This is a genomic window from Arthrobacter sp. SLBN-53, assembly GCF_006715585.1.
GTDB classification, from domain to species: Bacteria; Actinomycetota; Actinomycetes; order Mycobacteriales; family Mycobacteriaceae; genus Mycobacterium; species Mycobacterium neoaurum_A.
Window position 1 is genome coordinate 2547715 of the sequence record NZ_VFNN01000001.1, and the last position, 22303, is coordinate 2570017.

The following is a 22303-nucleotide window of genomic DNA, read 5'->3' on the forward strand; positions in this document are numbered from 1 at the left end:
CCACCTCGTCTTCGATCGTGTGTTTGCCCCGCCGCCGCGTTGTAGTGAATCACATCACCACAGCGGCGGTCGGCGCAACGACCGGCAACGACCCGCGGTCCGGAGCTACCCGGCGGCGGGCGCCACACCCAACACGCGCTGGATGTCGGGCTTCATGGCCTGCAACTGCGAACCCCAATAGCCCCAGCTGTGGGTGCCGTTCTCCGGGAAGTTGAACACACCGTTGCTGCCGCCGTTGGCCAGGTAGGTGTCGCGGAACGTCTTGTTGGTCCGCAGCGTGAATCCCTCGAGGAACTTCGCGTTGAAGAGATTGCCCGCGCTGGCGCCGGCGTCGAGGTCCGACGGTTTGCCGTTACCGCAGAAGATCCAGATGCGGGTGTTGTTGGCGATCAGCTTGTCGATGTTGACGTACGGATCGTTGCGCTTCCAGGCCGGATCGCTGGACGGGCCCCACATGTCCTCGGACTTGAATCCGCCGGCATCACCCATCGACAGTCCCACCAACATCGGCCACCAGCCCTCGGACAGGTTCAGAAAGCCGGACAGTGACGCGGCGTAGGGGAACTGCTGGGGGTGGTAGATGGCCAGTGTCAACGCCGCCGAGCCGGCCATCGACAGCCCCACCACGGCGCTGCCCGTCGGCTTGACGGCCTTGTTGGACTGCAGCCAGGCAGGCAATTCCTGGGTGAGGAAGGTCTCCCACTTGTAGGTGTAGGTGCCGTTCTTGCCCTTGGCGGGCTTGTACCAGTCGGAGTAGAAGCTGGACTGGCCGCCGACGGGCATGACCACCGAGAGTCCGGAGTTGTCGTACCACTCGAATGCCGCGGTGTTGATATCCCAGCCGTTGAAGTCATCCTGGGCACGCAGACCGTCGAGCAGGTAGACCGCCGGCGCATTCTCGCCGCCACTCTGGAACTGGATGCGGATATCCCGGCCCATCCCGGCCGACGGCACGTCCAGATACTCGACCGCGAGACCCGGCCGCGAGAAGGCGGCGGCAGTCGCCGAGTCGCCGACGACGCTCACCAGACCCGGTAGCACCGCGGCCGCGGCGGCCGCGATGGTTACTTTGCGGGTGGCACCGCGCATCCACTCGGCGAAAGTCATATGTATTGGGATCCCGTCTGTTGTGGCCCGGACTCGAAGGCCCGTGTAGTCAACCACAATTGACTGGGACGTCCCGCTCAGCGAACGAGGGTGGCGATCAGATCCGGCTTGAGCGCTTGCAATTGGGCACCCCAGTACACCCACGAATGATTGCCCGCCGCAGGGAATTCGAAGGTCGCGTTGGTTCCGCCGGCAGCGGTGTAGCGCTCTTGGAACTTCTTGTTGCTGCCGATCGCCAGGCCCTCCAGGCTGTCGGCGTTGAACTTCTGGGCCGGGTCGCCGTTGACGTCCATTGGCGTGGAACCGCCTGGCGCACAGTAAATCCACAGCCGAGTGCCAGCGGCCACCAGTTTGCCGACCTGTTCGACGGGGTCGTTGCGCTTCCACGCCGGATCCCAGGGTGGTCCCCACATGTTGTCGACGTTGTAGCCGCCGGCATCGAGCATGGCGACCCGGATCGCCTGCTTCATGAAGGCGGTCGACGGGTTGAGGAATCCCGACAGCGATGCCGCGTAACGGAATTGGTTCGGATGGTAGGCCGCGAGGATCAATGCCGCGCCGCCGGCCATCGACAGGCCGACCACGCCGTTACCGGCGGACGAGATCTGCTTCTCGGCCGCCAGCCACTGCGGAAGCTCGCTGGTGAGGAACGTCTCCCATTTGTAGGTGTACTGCTGGCTGTTGAACGACGACGGGGAGTACCAGTCGCTGTAGAAGCTGGACTGTCCGCCCACCGGCATCACCACCGACAGGCCCGAATCGTGGAACCACTCGAAGGCCGGGGTGTTGATATCCCAACCGTTGTAATCGTCCTGGGCACGCAGCCCGTCGAGGAGGTAGACCGCATTCGGCCCGCCCGGCTGGAACTGGACCCGGATGTTGCGGTTCATGGCGGTGGAGAACACATCGAGGTACTCCACCGGCAGGCCTTCCCTGGAGAAGGCCGCAGCCGTCGGCGCGGGCACCGCGGCCACGGTGGCGAGCGCGACCATCGTGGCCAGCGCACGCGAGAGCAAAGTCAGGGTCCTACGCATGCTGTGTCTATCCGTCCATCTCAGCGGTGACGCCACCCGCCGAGTCACCAGGTGGTGGCGCGTTGCGGGCGTTACGGGCCACGCTCATCTATCGGCACAACATAACCGCGGCGTTACCGCAGCTGCAAAACCCTTGTTAGCTGGGTCACGGTCCGGTGGCGGGCAATCCGGTGTACGGGGGTGTCTTCGGCGGAGGAGCATCCAGCTTGCAGCGGTACAGCTCGTAGAGCGGAACGCGGTCGATGCGATAGCTGCCGAACTCCATCGCGTGGAAGAAGTTGGAGAGGAACCGCCGTGGTCCCATCGGTCCGCGCACCGAAGTCAGGATGGCCTCGGTGTCGGGGCACCTCAGAGCGACCTCGGCCTGGGCGATCCAATCCTCGTCGAGGTACTGCGGGATGTAGGGGCGCTGCTTGAGGAAGGGCCCCTCGGCCACCGCCCAGTCCGGGAAGAGGTTCTTGTCGTGCCCGATCCGGGCGTCCTCCAAGCGCTCCGTGTGCGCGGCCAACGGATTGGTCAGACCGATCTGGTCGATCACCCGCACATCGAGCCCGACATTCATCCCGAGCATGCCCATGTTGGTGAAAAAGACTGTGTGCGGCCCCGTTTGACCCGGCGGACGCGGCTTGTCCGGCGGTGGCGGAATGGCCGGGACGACATCCCAGACGTCGTAGTTGCCCGAGGGCAACAGCAGTGCGCCGTCGGGTGTGTTGCGCAGCGCGACGAGCACTGCGCGCATCCGGGGGTAGTCCAGGTAATCCGCGGCGGTCAGCGGGTGAGCGTGCCCGGTGGCCTGAGCGTAGAACCGGCGTTCGTCGACGATTCCGGAGTAGGTGACCCGGGTGGCGTCGGCCCCCATGCCCGGCGAATTCGCCGCCCACAGAGCCCATCCCGCGACGCCGAGCCACAGCAGGCTCGCCGAACCCGTCAGCAGATACACCGAGCGCCGCGCCACCCCGGCCCGCTCCGGCACCGTGATCGGCACCACCGCCACCGGTGCCAGCATCAGGAACAGCGCGGTCAGCAGGACCCGGCCATGCATGAAGTCGCCACCTTGGCGCACCCAGTAGACCGCCTGGATGATGCCGCTGACGACCACGAAAACGACTACGGCGGTGGGATTTTGAACCAGCCGCGCAAGCCGGGATCCGGTCGGCTCGGATGCGGGTTGCGGCGCCCGGTCACGGATCAGCACGAGAACGAGCACCACCGCGAGCGCGACCAGGAGCACCAGCGGGATCAGGAGCAGATAGGGCGCGTTGAAGTTGCCGAGGTAGAGCAGGCCCTGGCTCCACTTCGCACCCGAGGCGTCCTTGGCCACCGCGGTCTGGGGCACCAACAGTCCGTAGTAGCCCATCCGGAAGATCTGGTAGGCCACCGGAAGTGCGCCGCCCGCCCCGATGATCAGCAACCGTCGGCCGCGGCCCGGCGCGGCCAGCACCATCATCACCAGTGCGACACCGCCGACCAGTGCCAGCTCCGGGCGGACCAGCACGCTCAGGCCTGCGACGAAGGCCAATACCGCAGTCAAGCCGGCACCGGTGTGCGCCCGGGCCTGCGCCCAGCGCACCATCAACCACCACAACAGGCCGATATAGGCCAACACCAGTCCGTTTTCCAGGCCCGATGACGCGAAATCCCGTGCCGGCGGGACCGCGATGTAGACCAGTGCACCGGCGGGTAGGAGCAACGCTCGCCGGCCGACGAGCGCTGGTGCGTACAAGCGGGCGGTGCCCAGCATCACCAGCACCACGCCTGCCACGCTGAGGCCCAGCGCAAGCGCCAGTGCGACATACTCCAGCCGCACCGGACCGGCGACCCAACTCGTCGCGGTGATCAGGTAGGTCCACAACGTCGAGGTGTTGGACTCGACGCGCTCACCGACGTTGAAGACCGGGCCGTTGCCCGCCAAGAGGTTCCGCACCGTGCGCAGGACGATCAGGCCGTCGTCGGCCATCCAGCGGCGCTGCCAGGCACCCCAGCCGAACAGCACGGCGACCACCACGACCGACAGCCACAGGCTGGCCCGAGCCGGGGCGCTGTAGCGCACGACCGGTCTGTTGCTCAGCCGTGCGGCGGTCGCGGCGGCGAGCCGATCAACTGAAGTAGGCAGCCGCACCGACGGTACCGATCAAGGCCAGGGCGAGCACCTGCAGCACCCGATCGCCAAGGGCGATCTCCTCGGGTTCGCCGGCGTGCCCGCCGTCGATGTCGACCGCATAGCGCAGGATCGCGATGGTGAACGGGATGATCGATATGGCCCACCACGATGCCGAACCGCCGTCGCGCTCGAAGGCGAACAGGGCGTAGCACAGCACCACCGCGGTGGCGGCCAGCGTCCACACGAAGCGCAGGTAGCCGCTGGTGTAGCTCTCCAGCGACTTGCGGATCTTGGCACCCGTGCGCTCGGCCAGTTGCAGCTCGGCGTAGCGCTTGCCGGCCGCCATGAACAGCGAACCGAAGGCCATCACCAGCAGGAACCACTGCGAGAGTTGGATTCCCGCGGCCACACCGCCCGCGATGGCGCGGATCAGGAACCCCGAGGACACGATGCAGATATCGATGACGGGCTGGTGCTTGAGGCCGAAACAGTAGGCCAGCTGGATGACGATGTAGACGCCGATCACCACGGCGAGGTTGGCCGAGACGAACCAGGAGATGACCAGGGCGGCCACCCCGAGCACGACGGCCAGGATGTAGGCGAGGGATTCGGGAACCACACCGGCCGCGATCGGCCGGAACCGTTTGGTGGGATGCGCCCGGTCGGCTTCCACGTCACGTGCATCGTTGACCAGGTACACCGACGAGGCGGCCAGGCTGAACACCACGAAGGCCACCAGCACCTTGACCAGGACGTCGCGATAATCGTCGACGACGAACCGGTCGTCGCCGAGGGCGGCCACCGGGGCGGCGAAAACCAAGACGTTCTTCACCCACTGCCGCGGGCGCAGCGCCTTGACGATTCCCGCCGCCAGGTTCTTCGGTGGCGCGTGAGTCGGGTGCGGTTCTTCGCTCACAGTCCTGATTCCTTTCGGCCCGCCGTGCGGTCCGCGACAGCGTCCACGGTTCTGGCGACCGCCGTGCCGACCACAACGCCGGTCAACACGTCGGTCGGGTAGTGCACGCCGAGGACCAGGCGCGACAGCGCCATCGGCGGAATCAGCAGCCACGGCAACGGGAGTCCGGTGACGCGACCCAACAGGATGGCCGCGGCGGTGGTCGACGTGGCGTGTGCGGAGGGGAAACTCAGCTTGCTCGGGGTGCCGACGTTGACCGCGATGGCCGGATGGTGCGGACGTTTGCGCTTGACGACCCGCTTGATCACCACCGCGGCCGCGTGCGCGGCGAATGCGCCGATACCTGCGGTGAGCCAGGCGCGGCGGCGTTGCGGCTGCAGCACGGCGCCCAATACGGAGACGCCGACCCAGCCCGCGCTGTGCTCACCGAAGTGCGAAAGGGTTCGCGCGGTCGTCAATACCCCGGGCCGACCGGCCAACGCGGACTGAACCGCGACGAGTGCCGCCTCTTCGGGCGCCAGATCCGCAGCCACGTCAGGCCCGCTCCAGCGCCGACTGGTTCAGGACGGCCTCCCAGCGCCGAGGGCTGGTGAGCTCGGGCTGCGCGGCGCGGTACACCTTGCGCATTCTGTCGAACTTACGGGCCAACAGCAGTTGCCGTTTGAGCGACTCGCGCAGCAGCCCGAACATCTTCTCCCGGTCGCGCTGTCGGTACACCACACCGCGACCGTCGGCGGTGGTCACGGTGACCCCGTCGACCGTGCACAGCGAGAACCACCGGGCGTCCTGGGTGGCGACGTTGATCTGCGGACGCACATGGTGCGCCGGATCGTGCGGTGAGAGCTGGTGGGCCACACCGCGTGTCAACCGGGACACGATGGACACCGGGTTGGTCGGGATGGCGACCTTCTTGCGCCACCTCTTGTCCGACGGGGCAGGCAACGCGGTGGCACTCTCCAGCACCACGGCGTCCGGGAACTGCTGGCGCATTGCGCGGACTTCCGGCAGCGCGGATTCCAGGATCGAGAAGATGTGCTCGGGCCCGGCGAGGAAATCGTCCATCGCCTTGTTCTGGATGGCGACCGTCGAGTATTCAAGGCAGAGCAGGTGTTTCAGAGTCGCCTTGAGATGGCTGGCAACCAGACCACCGATCTTGCCGTCCCAGTGCAGGGCCGCCACCACCAGCCGGTTGCGCAGGTGGAAGTAGGCCTGCCAGTCGATGGCATCGTCCTTGTCGCTCCAGGCCATGTGCCAGATGGCCGCACCCGGCAGCGTGACCGTCGGATAGCCGTGTTCGCTCGCGCGCAGCCCGTACTCCGAGTCGTCCCACTTGATGAACAGCGGCAGCGGCTGGCCCAGTTCCTCGGCCACCTTGCGCGGGATCATGCACATCCACCAGCCGTTGTAGTCGACATCGATGCGGCGGTGCAGCATCCGGCTGCGCTCGTGCTCCTCGGAGTTCAGCGGGTACTTGGCGAAGTTGTGGTCGTATTCGGTGTTGACCGCGCCGGTCCACATGAAGTTCTCGGAGTCGATCATCTCGCCCATGACGTGCAAGTGGCTGGGCTCCTGCAGGTTGAGCATCTGCCCGCCGACGAGCGTCGGCACCTTGGCGAATCGGTTGAAGGCCAGTGCCCGCAGGATGGAGTCCGGCTCGACGCGGATATCGTCGTCCATGAACAGGATCTGTTCGCACTCGGTGTTCTTCAACGCCTCGTACATGACCCGGCTGTAGCCCCCGGACCCGCCGAGGTTGGGCTGGTAGCGAATCATCAAGCGGTCACCGAGTGCGTCCGCCGCGGCCGCGAATCCGGGATGGTCCTTGGCCTTGTTGTTGCCCTGATCGGAGACGATGACCGTACTGATCACCTTGTCGACCAACGGATCCGATGTCAGCGCGGCCAGCGCGCTCACGCAGTCGGCCGGCCGGTTGAAGGTCGGGATGCCGATGGCCACATCGGCCCGGCCGGGCGCCTGCACCGGGGCGTACCACCCGGCGCTGTGCACCGTCACCGTGGTGTCGGTGGTGATGTCGAACCAGATCCAGCCGCCGTCCTCGAACGGGGCGAGTTCGACCTCGAACTCGACGACCGCGGGCGCCTCACCGACACTGGACGCCTCGGTGCCGCCGACGGTGATCCGAGCGCCGGTGGCCTTGGAGCGGTAGAGGTCGATGCGGGCGGTGCCGGTCAGTTCGACACGCAACACCACCGACTGCAGAATCGACCAACGCCGCCAGTAACTGGCCGGGAAGGCGTTGAAATAGGTGGCGAACGACACCTCCGACTCGGCACCGATCTCCAGGGTGGTGCGGGTCGGCGCATGCGCACGTCGGGCGTTGGTCTCGGATTCCTCGATGTAGAGCTTGCGGACATCGAGCGGTTCGCCGGGTCGCGGCAGGATGATCCGCGACAGCAGGCTCACCGCACGCGACTCGGTCGAGTCCAGTGCTCCGGATGGGATGTCGCTCATGATGGGTTGCTGCCTTCGTCGTTGGCGTTCAGCGCAGCACCGTCGCGCAGGTGCGGCGCCAGAATGTTGTCGTACATGTTGAGCGCGCTGGCGATCGCCATGTGCATGTCGAGGTACTGATAGGTGCCCAGCCGTCCGCCGAAGAGCACGTTGGCCGTCGCGGTCTCGGCCTTTGCCCGCTCGCGATACCCGGCCAGCAGACGCCGGTCGGCGTCGGTGTTGATCGGGTAGTACGGCTCGTCATCGGCCTCGGCGAAGCGGGAGAACTCCCGCATGATCACCGTCTTGTCGCTCGGATAATCGCGCTCGGGATGGAAGTGCCGGAACTCGTGGATGCGGGTGAACGGCACGTCGGCGTCGTTGTAGTTCATGACGGGTGTGCCCTGGAAATCACCGGTGGGGAGCACCTCGGTCTCGAAATCCAGCGTGCGCCAGCCGAGGCGGCCGTCGACATAGTCGAAGTAGCGATCCACCGGGCCGGTGTAGACCACCGGGGCAGCCGGGCTCTGCGCTCTGAGCTCGTCGCGGACGTCGAACCAATCGGTGTCCAGTCGCACCTCGATACGCTCGTCGGCCGCCATGTTCTGCAGCCAGGCGGTGTAACCGTCGACCGGCAGCCCCTCATAGGTGTCGTTGAAGTACCGGTTGTCGAAGTTGTAGCGCACCGGCAGCCGATTGATGATGGCGGCGGGCAACTCGGCGGGGTCGGTCTGCCACTGCTTGGCCGTGTAGTGCTTGACGAAGGCCTCGTAGAGCGGACGACCGATCAGCGAGATGGCCTTCTCTTCCAGGTTCTGCGCATCGGCGGTGTCGATCTCGGCGGCCTGCTCCTTGATCAGCGCGCGCGCCTCGTCGGGGCTGAAGTACCGCCCGAAGAACTGCGAGACCAGACCGAGTCCCATCGGGAACTGGTAGGCCTGGCCGGCATGCAGGGCGAACACCCGGTGCTGGTAGCCGGTGAAGTCGGTGAAGTTGCGTACGTAGTCCCACACCCGCTTGTTGGACGTGTGGAACAGGTGCGCGCCGTACCGATGGATCTCGATACCCGTGTCGGGGTCCGCCTCCGAGTACGCGTTACCTCCTATATGGGAGCGTCGCTCGACGACGAGCACGCGCTTGCCGAGCTGGGTGGCCGCGCGCTCGGCGATCGTCAGGCCGAAGAATCCGGATCCCACGATGATGAGGTCAAAGCGGTCGGAGGCCAGGCCAGGAGATTGATCGGTCATCGGCAGCAAGGGTATCCGACCGGGCCCCGCCGACCCGAAACGTGTGACATGCCCGGTCGAACGGCAGGTCGCGATTCGCTCACGATTCCGCATCGTCACTCTAGACCCAGTAGTCACAGCAGTACCATCAAACGCGTTGGCAGCTCGACGGTTACCGGGGCACGAGAACCGTCGCAACGCCAACCGTGTCACCCGAGCAACACCCGAAAAACACACGTAGTCCATGTATTGAGGAGACTTCCGTGCCGAACCGACGTCGACGCAAGCTCTCGACAGCCATGAGCGCAGTCGCCGCCCTGGCCGTCGCAAGTCCAGTTGCCATTGCCGCCGTATCCGAGATGTCCGAGGCGAAGGAACCGCAGCATCGCGAGTTCGTGCACGCCGCGATGATCACCGACCTGCCGATGGAGCTGTTCTCGGCGCTATCGCAGGGCCTGTCGCAGTTCGGCGTCAACATGCCCCCGATCCCCACCGGCCTGTTGTCCGGTGCCTCGGCGGCGAGCCCGACGCTGACCTCCCCCGGCCTGGCATCGCCGGGGCTCACCTCGCCCGGTCTGACCTCTCCGGGCCTCACCTCGCCGGGCCTGACCGCGCCGGGGCTCACCACCCCGGGTCTGACGACCCCCGAACTGACCACGCCCGGTCTGACGACCCCAGGTCTGACCACGCCCGGTCTGACCACACCCGAGCTCACCACGCCCGGGTTGACGACACCGGGGCTTACGACACCGGGGTTGACCACGCCAGGCTTGACCACGCCGGAGCTCAGCACACCCGGCCTGAGCATTCCGCCGGTAGGCGCTGCCGGACCATCGCTGTCACCGGGCGCACTGTCGCCGACCTCGCTGACCGCTCCCGGCCTGACCAGCCCCGTGGGCCTGACCGATCCGGGTCTGGGCGGCGTGGGGCTGCCGGGTGAGATCCCGATCGCCGCGCCGATCGGCCTGGATCCGATGGCGGGTACCTACCCGATCCTCGGAGCCGAGCCGTCGCTGGCGGCGCCGATCGCCGCCCCCGGTAGCGGCGGACTGCTGGGCACCATCAACAGCGCCGCCGAACAGCTCGGCGCCGGGCAGGCGATCGACCTGCTCAAGGGCATGGTGATGCCGGCGATCATGTCGGCGGTCAAGAGCGCGGCCCCGGCAGCTGCTCCCGCAGCCGCGGCAGCCCCGGCCGCAGCGGCGCCGGCACTCGGTGCGGCAGAGGCCGCCACGGGCGCGGCCGCGGCCGCGGCATCGGCCGCCGGAGCGTAATCGGCCCGCAAAGCCTGTCACCTGACGGCACCGCAGAAGCCAGCGTGGCTCTGCGGTGCCGTTATGTGCAGGCGTGTCGCAACACTGGTAACACCAAGCACATACGTAACATTTGCTTGTGCCGCGTCGCCGTCCAACACCGTCGCTACTGCTGTCCGCAGTGCTCGGTACGGTCGCGATCCTGCCCTGGGCCATCACCGGCCTCCCCGGCGACGATGCATCCACGAAAACATCGGCGACCGCCATCACCCAGCAACCGTTACGCGATCTGGGTACCGGTGAGACGATTCGCGAGATCCGGCAGGACACCCCGTTTTCGCTGGTGGCGCTGACGGCAGAGGATCTTGAGGGCACCAGTGCCCGGGTCCGGGCGCAACGCGCCGACGGCAGCTGGGGCCCCTGGTACACCGCCGAGGCGCTCGACGGTATCGGCCCCGACGCACAGGCCACGCACGGCACCGAACCGGTTTTCGTCGGCCGTACCAATGCGGTGCAGATCGCGGTCACCCATACCCCCGCACCGGAGCCGAAACCGACGGCGGATCTGGGCTACATCCCGGCCAATGTCGCACACCCGCTGCCGCAGAACGTCAACGCCGTCCTCATCAGCCCGCCCGAGGCGCCGGTCGACATCCAGATCCCGCCGCCCGCGGCGGTCACCGTGCCGGGCCAGGCGCCGCAGATCATCTCGCGGGCGCAGTGGGGAGCCGACGAGTCGCTGCGCTGCGGCGCACCCATCTATGACCGCGGTATCCGCGCTGGGGTGGTGCACCACACCGCGGGCAGCAACGACTACACACCGGAGGATTCCGCCGCGATCGTGCGGTCGATCTACGAGTACCACGCCCGCACGCTGGGCTGGTGCGATATGGCCTACAACGCGCTGGTCGACCGGTACGGCCAGGTCTTCGAGGGGCGCGCCGGCGGGATGGACCGCGCCGTACAGGGCGCGCACACCGGAGGATTCAACACCGATACCTGGGGTGTGGCGATGATCGGCGACTTCAACGCCGAACCGCCGACACCGATCCAGCTGCGCACCACCGGACGGCTGCTGGGCTGGCGACTGGGCCTGGATCGGGTCGACCCGCGCGGCACCGTCGCACTGACCTCCGCGGGCGGCAGCTTCACCCTGTTCCCGCGCGGCGCCACACCGACCCTGCCCACCATCTTCACCCACCGCGACGTCGGCAACACCGAATGCCCCGGTGCCGCCGCCTACGCCCAGATGGGATTGCTGCGCGATATCGCGGCACGTTTCAATGCCCCACCCGGACAACAGGATCTGGTCGACGCACTGCGCGGCGGCGCCATCTTCGCCAAATGGCAGTCCGAGGGCAGCGAGAAGGGACCGCTGGGCATGCCGACCTCACCGGAGTCCTCCGGGTTCGGAACAGCCCGTTACGCCACGTTCGACCACGGGGCGATGTACTGGTCTCCCGAATCGGGTGCCCAACCGGTCACCGGCGCCATCTATGACGCTTGGGGCACACTGGGATTCGAACGCGGTGCACTGGGCTTGCCGACCAGCGGCGAGATCGAGGAACCGCTGTGGATCAAGCAGAACTTCCAACACGGAACGCTGAACTTCGACCGTGAGCACGGCACCGTCACCCGAGTCATCGACGGTGTCCCCCACGAGGTTCCGGCCGCCGAGCATTCACCGGTACAGCTGGAGCGATTCACCCCGATCAGCGCCGGAAAGCTATAACCACCAGCGTTCCAGGACCTGGGCCAGCCCGTCTTCGGTGTTCGGGGCTGTGACTTCGTCTGCCGCGGCCTTGGCCTCCGGATGAGCGTTACCCATCGCCACCCCGAGACCAGCCCACTGCAGCATCGGGATGTCATTGGGCATATCGCCGAAGGTGATGATGTCGCCTGCCGCGATTCCCAGCGGTCCGGCCACCTCGGCAACACCGGTGGCCTTGCTCAGACCGCTCGGAAGCACCTCGATCAGGCCGTTGTTCGTCGAGTACGTGAGGTCACCCTCGCTGCCGACATACGGTGCCAGCGCCTCGGCCATGTCCCCCGACTGCGCGCCGGCCTTGCGGATCAGCAGTTTGACCGCAGGCGCGCTGAGCAGATCCTCAAGGGACACCTCGGTGTTGTCCGGGTTCAACCAGGCGTGCTCGTAACCGGGAGAGCTGACGAACTGCGGGGTCGCCGCATCGTGGGCACTGCGCCCCACCCGCTCGACGGCAAGACCGGCGCCGGGGATCACCCGTGCCGCGATATCGGCCAGCCGCGCCAGCGCCTCGACCGACAGCGTGCGTGCCGAGAGGATGCGATCGGTGGCCGGGTCGTAGATCACCGAACCGTTGGCGCACACCGACATCGGCGCGAAACCGAGCTGCTCGACCACCGGCGGGATCCAGCGCGGCGGCCGGCCGGTGGCCAGCACGAACCGGACGCCGGCATCCACCGCCGCGCGGACCGCGGCGGCCGTCCGTGGGGTCACCCGTTCGTGCTGGTCGAGCAGCGTGCCGTCGACATCGGTGGCGATCAGGGCGGGCAGCATCACCGGCACCCCGCCCGACCCGCGACGGGGCATGGGTGAGATGGGTGGTCTCGGTGCAACACAGCGGTCATCGCCATCCTCAAAACTCGAACGTCATAGGTGGGAACGCGGGCTCGCCTACTCCGGCGACTCACCGCGCTCCCGCGCCGCGCGTCGGGCTGCCTTCTCGGCGGCTTCCTCCATGTCCATCCGGTCGGCCTCGGCCAAGGTCGGGGCGCCGCCGCCCAACCGGTGCGGCACCCAGAACTCGCCGGCCGGATACGGACCGTAGTCATCCTGAACCTGCTCGAGCAGATGCTGCATACGGTGGCGCAACAACTCCGTGAGCTCGGCCGGCGGCAACGTCGGGTAGATCGGCTCCCCCACCGCGACCGAGATCGGCACCTTGGGCCTGCGCATGTTCTTGGGATGCCCCTTGGTCCAGATGCGCTGGGCTCCCCAGACGATGTGCGGGATGATCGGCACATCGGCGTCGATGGCCATGCGGGCCGCACCGGACTTCAGCGCCTTGATCTCGAAGCTGCGGCTGATGGTGGCCTCCGGGTACACACCCACCAGTTCACCGGCCCGCAGCGCCGCACAGGCCGCCGTGAAGGAGCCGGCCCCGCTGTCCCTGTCGACTTCGATATGGCGCAGCTTGCGCATGATGGGTCCACCGATCTTGTGATCGAAGACCTCTTTCTTGGCCATGAAACGCACCTTGCGGCCGCGCCCCTGTTTGTAGGCGGGTAGACCGGCGAAGGTGAAATCGAAGTAGCTGGTGTGGTTGACCGCGATCACCGCACCACCGGTGACCGGCAGGTTCTCCACCCCGGTGACAGTGAACTTCAAGCCCTGCAACCGCCACACCAGGCGGGCGGCTTGAATGACAGTCCCGTATACCGGCTCCACGGGAGTAAGCGTAGCCACTCGCTGTGCGCCGAGGCGGAAGAGCATCCGCGCTGGCGGTAAACTCGTCATCGGGTAACGGACCACCAAAGGGGCTATACGTGCAGGTCACAAGCATCGGACACGCCGGTTTCCGGATCGAGACGGAGGCAGGCAGCATCCTGTGCGACCCCTGGGTCAACCCCGCCTACTTCGCCTCGTGGTTCCCCTTCCCGGACAACTCCGGACTGGACTGGGACGCCCTCGGCGACTGCGACTATCTCTACGTCAGCCATCTGCACAAGGACCACTTCGATCCGGCCCTGTTGCGCGCGCACGTCAACAAGGACGCCACCGTGCTGCTGCCCGACTACCCGGTGCCGGATCTGCGTCGGGAGCTCGAAGCCCTGGGCTTTCACACCTTCTTCGAGACCACCGACTCCGTCAAACACCGCGTCAGCGGTGTTAAGGGTGACCTCGACGTGATGATCATCGCGCTGCGGGCACCCGCCGACGGCCCGATCGGCGACTCCGGACTGGTGGTCTCCGACGGCACCACGACCGCCTTCAACATGAACGACGCCCGGCCCATCGACCTGGATGTCCTGGTGTCCGAATTCGGCCACATCGACGTGCACATGCTGCAGTACTCCGGTGCCATCTGGTACCCGATGGTCTACGACATGCCCGCGCGCGCCAAGGAGGCCTTCGGCGTCCAGAAACGGCAGCGGCAGATGGATCGTTGCCGCCAGTACATCGCACAGGTGGGTGCCAGCTGGGTGGTGCCCTCGGCCGGGCCGCCGTGCTTCCTGGACGCGGAACTACGCGATCTCAACGACGACCATGGCGATCCCGCCAACATCTTCCCCGACCAGATGGTCTTCCTCGACCAGATGAAGAGCCACGGACACAACGGCGGCCTGCTGATGGTTCCCGGCTCGACAGCCGATTTCACCGGCCCGGAACTGAATTCGTTGACCCACCCGATCGACGATCCCGAGTCGGTGTTCACCACCGGCAAGGCCGACTACATCGAGGCCTACGCGCAGCGCCAGGCCCCCGTCCTGGCGGCCGAGAAGGCGTCCTGGGCGCCTGCCGAGGGCGAGCCGCTGCTGGAACCGTTGCGCGCGCTGTTCGAGCCCATCATGCTGGCCTCCGATCAGATCTGCGACGGCATCGGCTATCCGGTGGAACTGCGCATCGGCCCGGAGACCGTGGTGCTCGATTTCCCCAAACGCGCTGTGCGCGAGGCGATTCCCGACGAGAAGTTCCGTTACGGATTCGCGATCGCACCAGAGCTGGTGCGCACCGTCGTCCGCGACAACGAACCGGACTGGGTGAACACCATCTTCCTGTCCACCCGGTTCCAGGCGTGGCGGGTCGGCGGATACAACGAGTATCTGTACACATTCTTCAAATGCCTCACCGATGAGCGCATCGCCTACGCCGACGGCTGGTTCGCCGAGGCGCACGATGACAGCGCCTCGACCACCCTTGCCGGCTGGGAGATCCAACGGCGCTGCCCACACCTCAAGGCCGATCTGTCCAAGTTCGGTGTGGTCGAGGGCAATACACTGACCTGCAATCTGCACGGCTGGCAATGGAACCTGGAGAACGGCCGCTGCCTGACCGCCAAGGGCCACCCCCTGCGAACCGCGCGATTATGACCGCGCCGCAGTCGGATTCCCCGGTCTACGACGACGGCATGGTGCTGCTGGATCGCCAGGCGATCACCTTGCGGCGCTACCACTTCCCGTCGGGGACCTCGAAGGTGGTCCCGCTGCGCGCCGTGCGCTCCTACCGGGCCGAATCCCTCGGCCTGATCACCGAGCGTTTCCGGATCTGGGGAAGTACCGATCCGCGTCGGTGGATGCCGCTGGACATCTGGCGGCCCATCAAGTCCACCCTGGTGATCCTGGACGTGCCGGGCACCCAGCCCGCGCCGGCGTTCACACCGTTGCGTCCCGGTGAGTTCGTCAGCGTCCTCGACGAACTGCTCGGCGGCTAGCGCACCCGCAGCACCGTCTGCTCCAGCAGCCACTGCCCGGCCCTGGTGGCCGACCGGGTGACGCTCATGGTCGCCCGCTGCAGCGCGGTCGGCGGTTCGGCGGCGTGCACGTGCACTTCGTCGCCGACGCTCAGCACACCGGGAGTCCGCACCTCGATGTACACCCCGAGGAACCGGTCGGTGCGCTCGGCCAGCGCCCGGGTGATGGTCTTGTCCAGCTCGATACCGGGTTGCGGGCGGGTCGGCACGACACATCGGATGGTCGGCATGGTCACCTTGAGCCGGGCCGAGCCGATGCTCAGTTCGCCACCCACCCAGTCAGATTCGGGGAACGAGCGTTCGTCGCCGGCGAGGTCGATCAGCACGTTCGGACGGAACCTGCGCACATCGAGCGCTTCGGCACCGCCGGTGAGGTTCCGCAGACTGGCGGTGCTCATCAGATGCAGCGGGGCGAGGTCGACGAAGGTGCCCGGCGGCGTGGAGTAGCGGGCCAGGGTGATGATGTCCCTGGCCGGGAACACCGAGGTGTCCGGTAGCGGTTCGCCGTCGGCGAGCCCGAAGTCCTTGCGCACCTGCTCGGGACGATAGTTGTCCAGCGAATCGACCATCTTCATCCGGTGGGCACTGGTGTCCCCGACCGGCGGAAGGGCGGTCAACCGAACCTGGCGGCCCGCCATCTCCGAGAGTGCCGCGTGGATCCCCGGGTCGTCGCTGGTCAGCTCACGCCCGTCGGGGAAGGTGACGGCCACCGCGGGGACACGGCCGGGGCCGGCCTGCTCATCCGGTTCGACGAGATAGCGCGCGGTGCAACCCAACAGCGCAGGGATGCGACGGGCCGACGCCGTCACACCCTTGTCGACATCGCGGACCGCCCACAATCGGTCGGCGTGCACGCCGCGCGCGTCGACGGACACCCGATCCACCCGGCAGCCGCCCATCGACTTGACCGGAAAGCGCCACAGCTCGGCCACTTTGGGCACAGCGGGCTGGACGGTCACCGCGGCCTATCCCGAAACCGTTTGGCGCAGTTCGGATATGGCGTCGGAAGCGGTGTCATAGACGCGCACCACGGCCTGATCACCCGCGGTCAGGTACGTCGACTCCCCCAGCGCGGTGTACTTGGTGGCCCCGATGCCGATCAGCACATTCTCCGGATGTCCGGAGGCCACCATGAGCGCACCGACGTCCTCCAGTGGAGTGTCCTCGGAGCCCTTCTGATTGGCCAGCCGTTCGGTGATCCAGTCCAGCAAGACCTCGCCGTAATAGGAGTAGCCCAGCAACGGGCTGTCGACCCCGTACTCCCGCTCCTGACCGTCGGCACCGCGCAGGAAACACACCAACCGCAGGGTGGCCGTCGGACCGTCGGGGGTCAGATCACTGATGTCGTAGAACCGCCGTGCCACACCCTTGGATGCCGGGCCCCAGTTCTTCTTGTCGCTGATCTTGCGGGCACCGGGGCGTCGGATCGAGCAGTCGTTGAACGCGCCGAGCGCGAACGGTTCCAGCCTGGCGACTGTGTCGCCGTTCCAGTGCACCCGGCAGGCCAGACCCACCTCGGGCTCGATCTGCAGGTTCAGCGGTTCGTCGCTGGCCGGCAGGGTGATGGAGTCGTGCGAGAGCGGGAACTCACCGAGGAAACCGTCGGCCCCCGGGGCGTACCACGGGAAGATCCCCTTGGGTGCGGCGCCGTGGCTCTGCACATTCGCGAAATCGACTGCCTCGCCGGCTTGTTCGAGATGCCCGGCGAAGTTGCCCGCCACCCCGAAGCCGAACCACGAGCGCAGCTCCTCGATATCGATGTCGATCACGGTGTCAGTACCTCCGCACCTACGTAGGGCACCAGCGCCGGGGGCACCCGGACACTGCCGTCGGCGCGCTGATGATTCTCCAGGATCGCCACCAGCCAGCGCGTGGTCGCCAGTGTGCCGTTCAGGGTCGCGGCGATCTGCGGTTTACCGTTCTCGTCGCGGTAGCGGGTCGACAACCGGCGGGCCTGGAACGTCGAACAATTCGATGTCGAGGTCAGCTCGCGGTAGGTGCTCTGGGTGGGAACCCATGCCTCACAGTCGTATTTGCGCGCCGCGGACGAGCCCAGGTCGCCGGCGGCGACGTCGATCACCCGGTAGGGCACCTCGATGGCCGCCAGCATCTCCCGCTGCCAGCCCAACAGCCGCTGATGCTCGGCCTCGGCGTCCTCGGGGCGGCAGTAGACGAACGCCTCGACCTTGTCGAACTGGTGCACCCGGATGATGCCGCGGGTGTCCTTGCCGTAGCTGCCGGCTTCCCGACGGAAACACGATGACCAGCCCGCGTAGCGCTTGGGACCGTCGGAGAGGTCCAGGATCTCGTCGCTGTGATAACCGGCCAGCGGCACCTCCGAGGTGCCGACGAGATAGAGGTCGTCATCGTCGAGGTGGTAGATCTCGTCGGCGTGCGAGCCCAGGAACCCGGTGCCCGCCATGACCTCAGGGCGCACCAGCACCGGCGGGATCATCAACGTGAAACCGTTCTCGGTGGCCAGCCGGACCGCCAGTTGCAGCAGACCCAGCTGCAGGAGGGCGCCGCGGCCGGTCAGGAAGTAGAACCGCGAGCCCGAGACCTTGGCACCGCGTTCCATGTCGATCAGCCCCAGCGCCTCACCCAGCTCGAGGTGATCGCGAGGGCTTTCGATCTCCGCCGGTGTTCCCACGGTGTCGAGGACCACGAAATCGTCCTCACCCCCGGCGGGCACCCCGTCGACGATGATGTTGGAGACCGCCATGTGTGCGGCGGTGAACGCCGCCTCCGCCTCCGCCTGGGCGGCTTCGGCGGCCTTGACCTCGTCGGCCAGCTCCTTGGCGCGGGCCAACAGCGCGGGACGTTCCTCCGGCGAGGCCTTACCCACCGACTTGCTGGCTATCTTCTGATCCGCGCGCAGCGTATCGGCGGCGGATACCGCCGCGCGCCGGGCGACGTCGGCGGCCAGCAGAGCGTCCACCAGGCCCGGGTCCTCCCCACGCGCACGCTGTGAGGCACGGACCCGCTCGGGATCGTCACGGAGCAGCTTGAGGTCGATCACGGCGGTAACCCTACTTGCGCCGTACGCAGCCAGAAATCGCGGGCCACAACCACATAACATTACAACTGCATCACTTGTCACATGTCGTGACACGCCTGTCACAATGGGAGGCGATGTCGCACCCACCCGAGGACGAGCCCGCCGCCGCGGAACCGTTTCCGACCGAGGCCCAGCCCTCGTCGAAGCCGGATTCCCGCTGGCGCCGCGCGCTGTCGCTGAGCAACCCGTTGAGCCCGACTCGACGGGCACTGCTGCTCACCGCACTCGGCGGCCTGATGATCGCCGGCGTCATCACGGTCCTTCCCGACACCGCCGCCGGTGGCCGGCTGGCCGGCTTGAACACCGGGACCGGTGCGCTGGGCCTGCGCAGTAACAGCACGTTCGAGAAGGCCAAGGGCGGCGACTGCCTGAACTGGCCCGAACGCACCCCCGACGCCGCCCAGATCGTCGACTGCACCACCGAGCATCGCTTCGAGGTGGCCGAGTCCGTCGATATGCGCACCTTCCCCGGCACCGAGTACGGCCCGGACGCCGCGCCGCCGTCACCGGCCCGCATCCAACAGATCAGCCAGGAGCAATGCCAGAGCGCGGTGCAGCGATATCTCGGTGATCGCTTCGACCCGAACGGGCGGTTCACCGTCAGCCTGCTGTGGTCGGGCGAGAAGGCCTGGCGCCAGGCCGGCGAGCGGCGCATGCTGTGCGGTCTGCAGTTGCCCGGCGCGAACAACCAGCAGCAGGCCTTCCAAGGCAAGGTCGCCGATATCGACCAGTCCAAGGTGTGGCCCGCGGGCACCTGCCTCGGCATCGACCCGGCCACCAACCAGCCCACCGACATCCCGGTCGACTGTGCGGGCCCGCACTCCCTTGAGGTCACCGGGTCGGTGAACCTGGCCGACAACTTCCCGCAGGGCCTGCCCGCCGAGGCCGATCAGGACACCTTCGTCAAGGACAACTGCGCACGGGTCACCGAGGCATACCTGGCACCGCTGGAACTGCGGACGACCACCTTGACGCTGGTCTACAGCACCATCGCGTTGCCGAGTTGGTCGGCGGGCAGCCGGCAGGTGTCCTGCAGCATCGGCGCGACGCTGGGCAACGGCGGCTGGTCCACATTGCTCAACAGCGCCAAGGGGCCCCTGATGATCAACGGCCGGCCACCGGTGCCGCCGCCGGACATCCCCGACGAACGGCTGAGCATCCCGGCCATCCCGATGCCGCCGGTGGATACCTCGTCGCAGATCACCTACGACCAGAGCGACAGCGGTAGCGGGTCCGGCAGTGGCTCCGGCGGTGGGTCGACCGCGGATCAGACGCAGTCCAACGAGCACCTGCCCGGTCAGCAGACCCAGGAGGCCACCCAGGCTCCGGCGACGGAGACACCCGCCGGCGGGAACACCTTCCTCAACGGTCCGCCGGTGCCCGCACCGGCACCGCCGCCACCGGGCGCGCCGGTCGACGGCGCCGTGCCCCCGCCTGTTGTGCCTGAGCCCGTGATCGGGCCGCCGCCCGGACCGCCGATCCCCTGACCGCGTGCCGGTAACGATGAGCGTCCGGCGCTTCGAGGAACTCGTCTCCGATGCGCTCGACCTGATTCCCGCCGATCTGGCCAGGGCAGCCAACAACGTGGTGTTCCTTGTCGAAGACCGCCACCCAGAAGAACCCGATCTGCTCGGCCTCTACGAGGGCATCGCGTTGACCGAGCGTGACTCGACCTATGCCGGCGCCCTGCCCGATGCGATCACGATCTATCGCGACGCGTTGCTGGAGATGTGCGCTTCGGAGGACGAGGTCGTCGAGGAGGTGGCCATCACCGTGGTCCACGAGTTGGCCCACCACTTCGGGATCGACGACGAACGGCTGCACGAATTGGGCTGGGGCTAGCGTGGGAACCGCCCGCTGTCGGTGGCCGGTGGGACACTGGTCAGATGAGCGGGATCTGTCGTGACTGCGAAGCAGAACATGAGCACTGCCACGGCACCGTGATCGTGCACATCGGCCTCCGCCCGGAATGCACGGAACCGGATTGCCGCAGCCCGGAAGTGGCGCACACCTTCACCATCGACTGTTTCGCCGTCGGTTGCGAATGTGTCGAGGACCGCGCCGCTCAGCCCATCGGGCCGGCGTCGGCCTCGGCTTCCTGAGCGTCCGGCTGCGCCGCCACGGTGAACGGCGGCGTCGCCGTGCCCCACTGCACGCAGCTCCAGCGGCCGTCGGTGATGGGGCTGAGCACCACGCATTCGGTGTTGCTCAGGTGATTCTCCAGGGCGAAGGTCGGGTCGACACCGGCCAGGGCCGCCGCCACCAGCCGGATCGCGGCCCCATGGCTGACCACCAGGATGTCCTCGGTCCGGCGCCGGTCGTCGAGGTGGCGCAGCCGCAGCTCCGTGAGCACCGGGACCATCCGGTCGAGCACCTGCCTGCCGGTCTCGCCGCCCGGCACCGGGACATCGAGATCGCCGTCGTGCCAGCGCCGGTACACCGCCTCGAACGCGTCGATCGCGGCATCGTCGTTGCGGTTCTCCAGGTGGCCGACCTGCACCTCGTGGATACCGTCGAACTGATGGGTCGGCACTGCCAGTCCGGCGGCGATACCGGCCGCGGTCTCGCGGGCTCTGGTCGCCACCGAATGCGCCACCATTCCCACCGGCTGTGACCAGCTCTGGCCGAATCTGCGCGCCTGCTGATGCCCGAGGTCGGTCAACGCGGCCCCCGGCGGACGGGTGTCCAGGCGGCGCTCGACGTTTCCATGGGACTGGCCGTGCCGCACCAGCACCAGGCGCCCCGTCATGCCGATCCTCCCGTCCGAAGTTGTGCCAGCCAGCGACCTGCCTCGTCCGCCTGCGGGGGCAAGGCCCCGACCGCGGCACCGGTGGGCCAGGAGCCCAGGAACCGCACCTCGGCGCAGCGCCGGTGCAATGCCATGAGGGCATCGCCGACGGCCTCGTCCTCGAGGTGTCCCACCCAGTCCAGGAAGAACTTGTAGGTGCCCAATTCGGTGCGGGTGGGCCGTGATTCGATGCGGGTCAAGTCGATGTCGCGGACCGAGAGCTCGGTCATCGCCGCGACGAGCGCACCGGGGACGTTGTCCAACCGCAACACCACCGAGGTCCGGTCGGCGCCGGTGCGCGCCGGTGGCGGGCCCGCAGGCCCGACGAGGACGAAGCGGGTCCGCGCATTGGGCTCGTCGACCACACCCGCGGCGAGTTCGGCCAACCCATAGCGGCGGGCGGCCAGAGCCGTGCTGACCCCCGCATCGGCGTGACCGCCGGCGACGTCCTTGGCTGCCGCGGCGTTGGAGTTGGCTGGCACGATCTGGGCGTCGGGCAACTCGGCGGACAACCAGCCGCGCACCTGGGCCGCCGCCACCGGGAACGCCGCGACGGTCTTGATCTGCTCGACGGAGGTGTCGGGTCGGGTGACGATGCTGAACGCGACGTCCAACGTGTGCTCGGCGAATATCTGCAACGGCGTGCCGACGGCCAGACCGTCCAGCGTCGGCAACACCGATCCCTCGATCGAGTTCTCGATCGGCACGCAGGCGTAGTCGGCGACACCTTCCCGAACGGCCTCCAGCGCGGCGGCGGGGCTGGCCTGGGGCATGGGCTCGATATCGCCGGGTATGGCGCCGGACCCGGCCAGCGCGAGCAGGGCCGCCTCGGTGAACGTCCCCTCCGGACCGAGGTAGGCGATGCGTGGCACGCCCCAACACTATCGGGCCGGGGGTTGCCGGCCACTACGCCGAG

General features: G+C 67.5%; 20 protein-coding genes. 6 read left to right on the plus strand and 14 right to left on the minus strand.

Going from position 1 to position 22303, the window contains the following annotated elements:
• Window positions 1-105: 105 nt before the first annotated feature.
• The 7 genes from FBY28_RS12255 to glf all read right to left on the minus strand — a co-directional run bounded on the left by FBY28_RS12255 (window position 106) and on the right by glf (window position 8856).
• The gene (locus FBY28_RS12255) at window positions 106-1107 is read right to left on the minus strand and encodes an esterase family protein (RefSeq protein ID WP_141867087.1); all 1002 of its coding nucleotides are present in this window, start codon (window positions 1105-1107) and stop codon (window positions 106-108) included.
• A gap of 77 nt (window positions 1108-1184) precedes the next feature.
• Window positions 1185-2141 carry an esterase family protein gene (locus FBY28_RS12260; RefSeq protein ID WP_216847644.1) on the minus strand — a complete coding sequence of 319 codons (957 nt, stop codon included), beginning with the start codon at window positions 2139-2141 and terminating at the stop codon, window positions 1185-1187.
• Between the two features lie 145 nt (window positions 2142-2286).
• Entirely contained in the window at window positions 2287-4191 is a 1905-nt protein-coding gene (gene aftB, locus FBY28_RS12265; protein ID WP_141867089.1) for a terminal beta-(1->2)-arabinofuranosyltransferase, read from the minus strand.
• Between the two features lie 46 nt (window positions 4192-4237).
• Window positions 4238-5158: a decaprenyl-phosphate phosphoribosyltransferase gene (locus FBY28_RS12270; protein WP_019510938.1), complete on the minus strand. Its 921-nt coding sequence runs from the start codon at window positions 5156-5158 to the stop codon at window positions 4238-4240.
• On the minus strand, window positions 5155-5691 hold the full coding sequence (locus tag FBY28_RS12275; protein ID WP_141867091.1) for a phosphatase PAP2 family protein: 537 nt from the start codon (window positions 5689-5691) through the stop codon (window positions 5155-5157). Before FBY28_RS12275 ends, FBY28_RS12270 begins: the two co-directional genes overlap by 4 nt.
• Window position 5692: 1 nt before the next feature.
• Entirely contained in the window at window positions 5693-7630 is a 1938-nt protein-coding gene (locus tag FBY28_RS12280) for a glycosyltransferase (protein WP_141867093.1), read from the minus strand.
• Window positions 7627-8856 carry a UDP-galactopyranose mutase gene (gene glf, locus FBY28_RS12285; RefSeq protein ID WP_141867095.1) on the minus strand — a complete coding sequence of 410 codons (1230 nt, stop codon included), beginning with the start codon at window positions 8854-8856 and terminating at the stop codon, window positions 7627-7629. Before glf ends, FBY28_RS12280 begins: the two co-directional genes overlap by 4 nt.
• 242 nt (window positions 8857-9098) lie before the next feature.
• Here glf and FBY28_RS12290 point away from each other — a divergent pair, with 242 nt between their 5' ends.
• Together FBY28_RS12290 and FBY28_RS12295 are read left to right on the plus strand one after the other, a co-directional pair.
• Window positions 9099-10109 carry a YML083C domain-containing protein gene (locus tag FBY28_RS12290; protein WP_174241613.1) on the plus strand — a complete coding sequence of 337 codons (1011 nt, stop codon included), beginning with the start codon at window positions 9099-9101 and terminating at the stop codon, window positions 10107-10109.
• A gap of 118 nt (window positions 10110-10227) precedes the next feature.
• Window positions 10228-11820: an N-acetylmuramoyl-L-alanine amidase gene (locus FBY28_RS12295; RefSeq protein WP_141867099.1), complete on the plus strand. Its 1593-nt coding sequence runs from the start codon at window positions 10228-10230 to the stop codon at window positions 11818-11820.
• Here FBY28_RS12295 and FBY28_RS12300 read toward each other — a convergent pair.
• Window positions 11815-12660, minus strand: a complete 846-nt coding sequence (locus FBY28_RS12300; RefSeq protein ID WP_216847645.1) for an HAD family hydrolase — start codon at window positions 12658-12660, stop codon at window positions 11815-11817. The genes FBY28_RS12295 and FBY28_RS12300 overlap by 6 nt on opposite strands.
• Before the next feature lie 84 nt (window positions 12661-12744).
• Window positions 12745-13518, minus strand: coding sequence for a lysophospholipid acyltransferase family protein (locus FBY28_RS12305; protein WP_141867101.1), 774 nt, complete (start codon window positions 13516-13518; stop codon window positions 12745-12747).
• A gap of 98 nt (window positions 13519-13616) precedes the next feature.
• Here FBY28_RS12305 and FBY28_RS12310 point away from each other — a divergent pair, with 98 nt between their 5' ends.
• Together FBY28_RS12310 and FBY28_RS12315 are read left to right on the plus strand one after the other, a co-directional pair.
• A complete protein-coding gene (locus FBY28_RS12310) occupies window positions 13617-15161 on the plus strand; it encodes a Rieske 2Fe-2S domain-containing protein (RefSeq protein WP_141867103.1) in 1545 nt (514 codons plus the stop codon).
• On the plus strand, window positions 15158-15502 hold the full coding sequence (locus FBY28_RS12315) for a hypothetical protein (RefSeq protein WP_141867105.1): 345 nt from the start codon (window positions 15158-15160) through the stop codon (window positions 15500-15502). Before FBY28_RS12310 ends, FBY28_RS12315 begins: the two co-directional genes overlap by 4 nt.
• On the opposite strand, the gene FBY28_RS12320 is transcribed toward FBY28_RS12315, so the two are convergent.
• From FBY28_RS12320 to serS, 3 genes are read right to left on the minus strand one after another with little or no spacing between them, the layout of a single operon-like run.
• Window positions 15499-16500 (minus strand): MOSC domain-containing protein, encoded by a 1002-nt coding sequence (locus FBY28_RS12320; protein ID WP_141867107.1) that lies wholly within the window; start codon window positions 16498-16500, stop codon window positions 15499-15501. The two genes, FBY28_RS12315 and FBY28_RS12320, sit on opposite strands and share 4 nt — an antisense overlap.
• 6 nt (window positions 16501-16506) lie before the next feature.
• Window positions 16507-17310 carry a DUF5718 family protein gene (locus tag FBY28_RS12325; RefSeq protein WP_141867109.1) on the minus strand — a complete coding sequence of 268 codons (804 nt, stop codon included), beginning with the start codon at window positions 17308-17310 and terminating at the stop codon, window positions 16507-16509.
• Window positions 17307-18560, minus strand: a complete 1254-nt coding sequence (gene serS, locus FBY28_RS12330; protein WP_141867111.1) for a serine--tRNA ligase — start codon at window positions 18558-18560, stop codon at window positions 17307-17309. The genes FBY28_RS12325 and serS overlap by 4 nt, the downstream gene beginning before the upstream one ends.
• A gap of 113 nt (window positions 18561-18673) precedes the next feature.
• Between serS and FBY28_RS12335 the strand changes: the two genes are divergently transcribed.
• Window positions 18674-20086, plus strand: a complete 1413-nt coding sequence (locus FBY28_RS12335; RefSeq protein ID WP_141867113.1) for a septum formation family protein — start codon at window positions 18674-18676, stop codon at window positions 20084-20086.
• 16 nt (window positions 20087-20102) lie between these two features.
• Window positions 20103-20441, plus strand: a complete 339-nt coding sequence (locus FBY28_RS12340; protein WP_216848079.1) for a metallopeptidase family protein — start codon at window positions 20103-20105, stop codon at window positions 20439-20441.
• A gap of 223 nt (window positions 20442-20664) precedes the next feature.
• Here FBY28_RS12340 and FBY28_RS12350 read toward each other — a convergent pair whose 3' ends face one another.
• Both FBY28_RS12350 and pheA read right to left on the minus strand, forming a co-directional pair.
• The gene (locus tag FBY28_RS12350) at window positions 20665-21348 is read right to left on the minus strand and encodes a histidine phosphatase family protein (RefSeq protein WP_141867117.1); all 684 of its coding nucleotides are present in this window, start codon (window positions 21346-21348) and stop codon (window positions 20665-20667) included.
• Window positions 21345-22259 carry a prephenate dehydratase gene (pheA, locus tag FBY28_RS12355; RefSeq protein WP_141867119.1) on the minus strand — a complete coding sequence of 305 codons (915 nt, stop codon included), beginning with the start codon at window positions 22257-22259 and terminating at the stop codon, window positions 21345-21347. Before pheA ends, FBY28_RS12350 begins: the two co-directional genes overlap by 4 nt.
• Between the last annotated feature and the right edge of the window lie 44 nt (window positions 22260-22303).

Excerpts from the sequence above, each read along its gene's own strand:
- FBY28_RS12255 (WP_141867087.1), bottom strand. The coding sequence starts at position 1,107 with ATGACTTTCGCCGAGTGGATGCGCGGTGCCACCCGCAAAGTAACCATC.
- FBY28_RS12260 (WP_216847644.1), bottom strand. The coding sequence starts at position 2,141 with ATGCGTAGGACCCTGACTTTGCTCTCGCGTGCGCTGGCCACGATGGTC.
- FBY28_RS12280 (WP_141867093.1), bottom strand. The coding sequence starts at position 7,630 with ATGAGCGACATCCCATCCGGAGCACTGGACTCGACCGAGTCGCGTGCG.
- glf (WP_141867095.1), bottom strand. The coding sequence starts at position 8,856 with ATGACCGATCAATCTCCTGGCCTGGCCTCCGACCGCTTTGACCTCATC.
- FBY28_RS12300 (WP_216847645.1), bottom strand. The coding sequence starts at position 12,660 with ATGCCCCGTCGCGGGTCGGGCGGGGTGCCGGTGATGCTGCCCGCCCTG.
- FBY28_RS12315 (WP_141867105.1), top strand. The coding sequence starts at position 15,158 with ATGACCGCGCCGCAGTCGGATTCCCCGGTCTACGACGACGGCATGGTG.
- FBY28_RS12335 (WP_141867113.1), top strand. The coding sequence starts at position 18,674 with ATGTCGCACCCACCCGAGGACGAGCCCGCCGCCGCGGAACCGTTTCCG.
- FBY28_RS12340 (WP_216848079.1), top strand. The coding sequence starts at position 20,103 with ATGAGCGTCCGGCGCTTCGAGGAACTCGTCTCCGATGCGCTCGACCTG.
- FBY28_RS12350 (WP_141867117.1), bottom strand. The coding sequence starts at position 21,348 with ATGACGGGGCGCCTGGTGCTGGTGCGGCACGGCCAGTCCCATGGAAAC.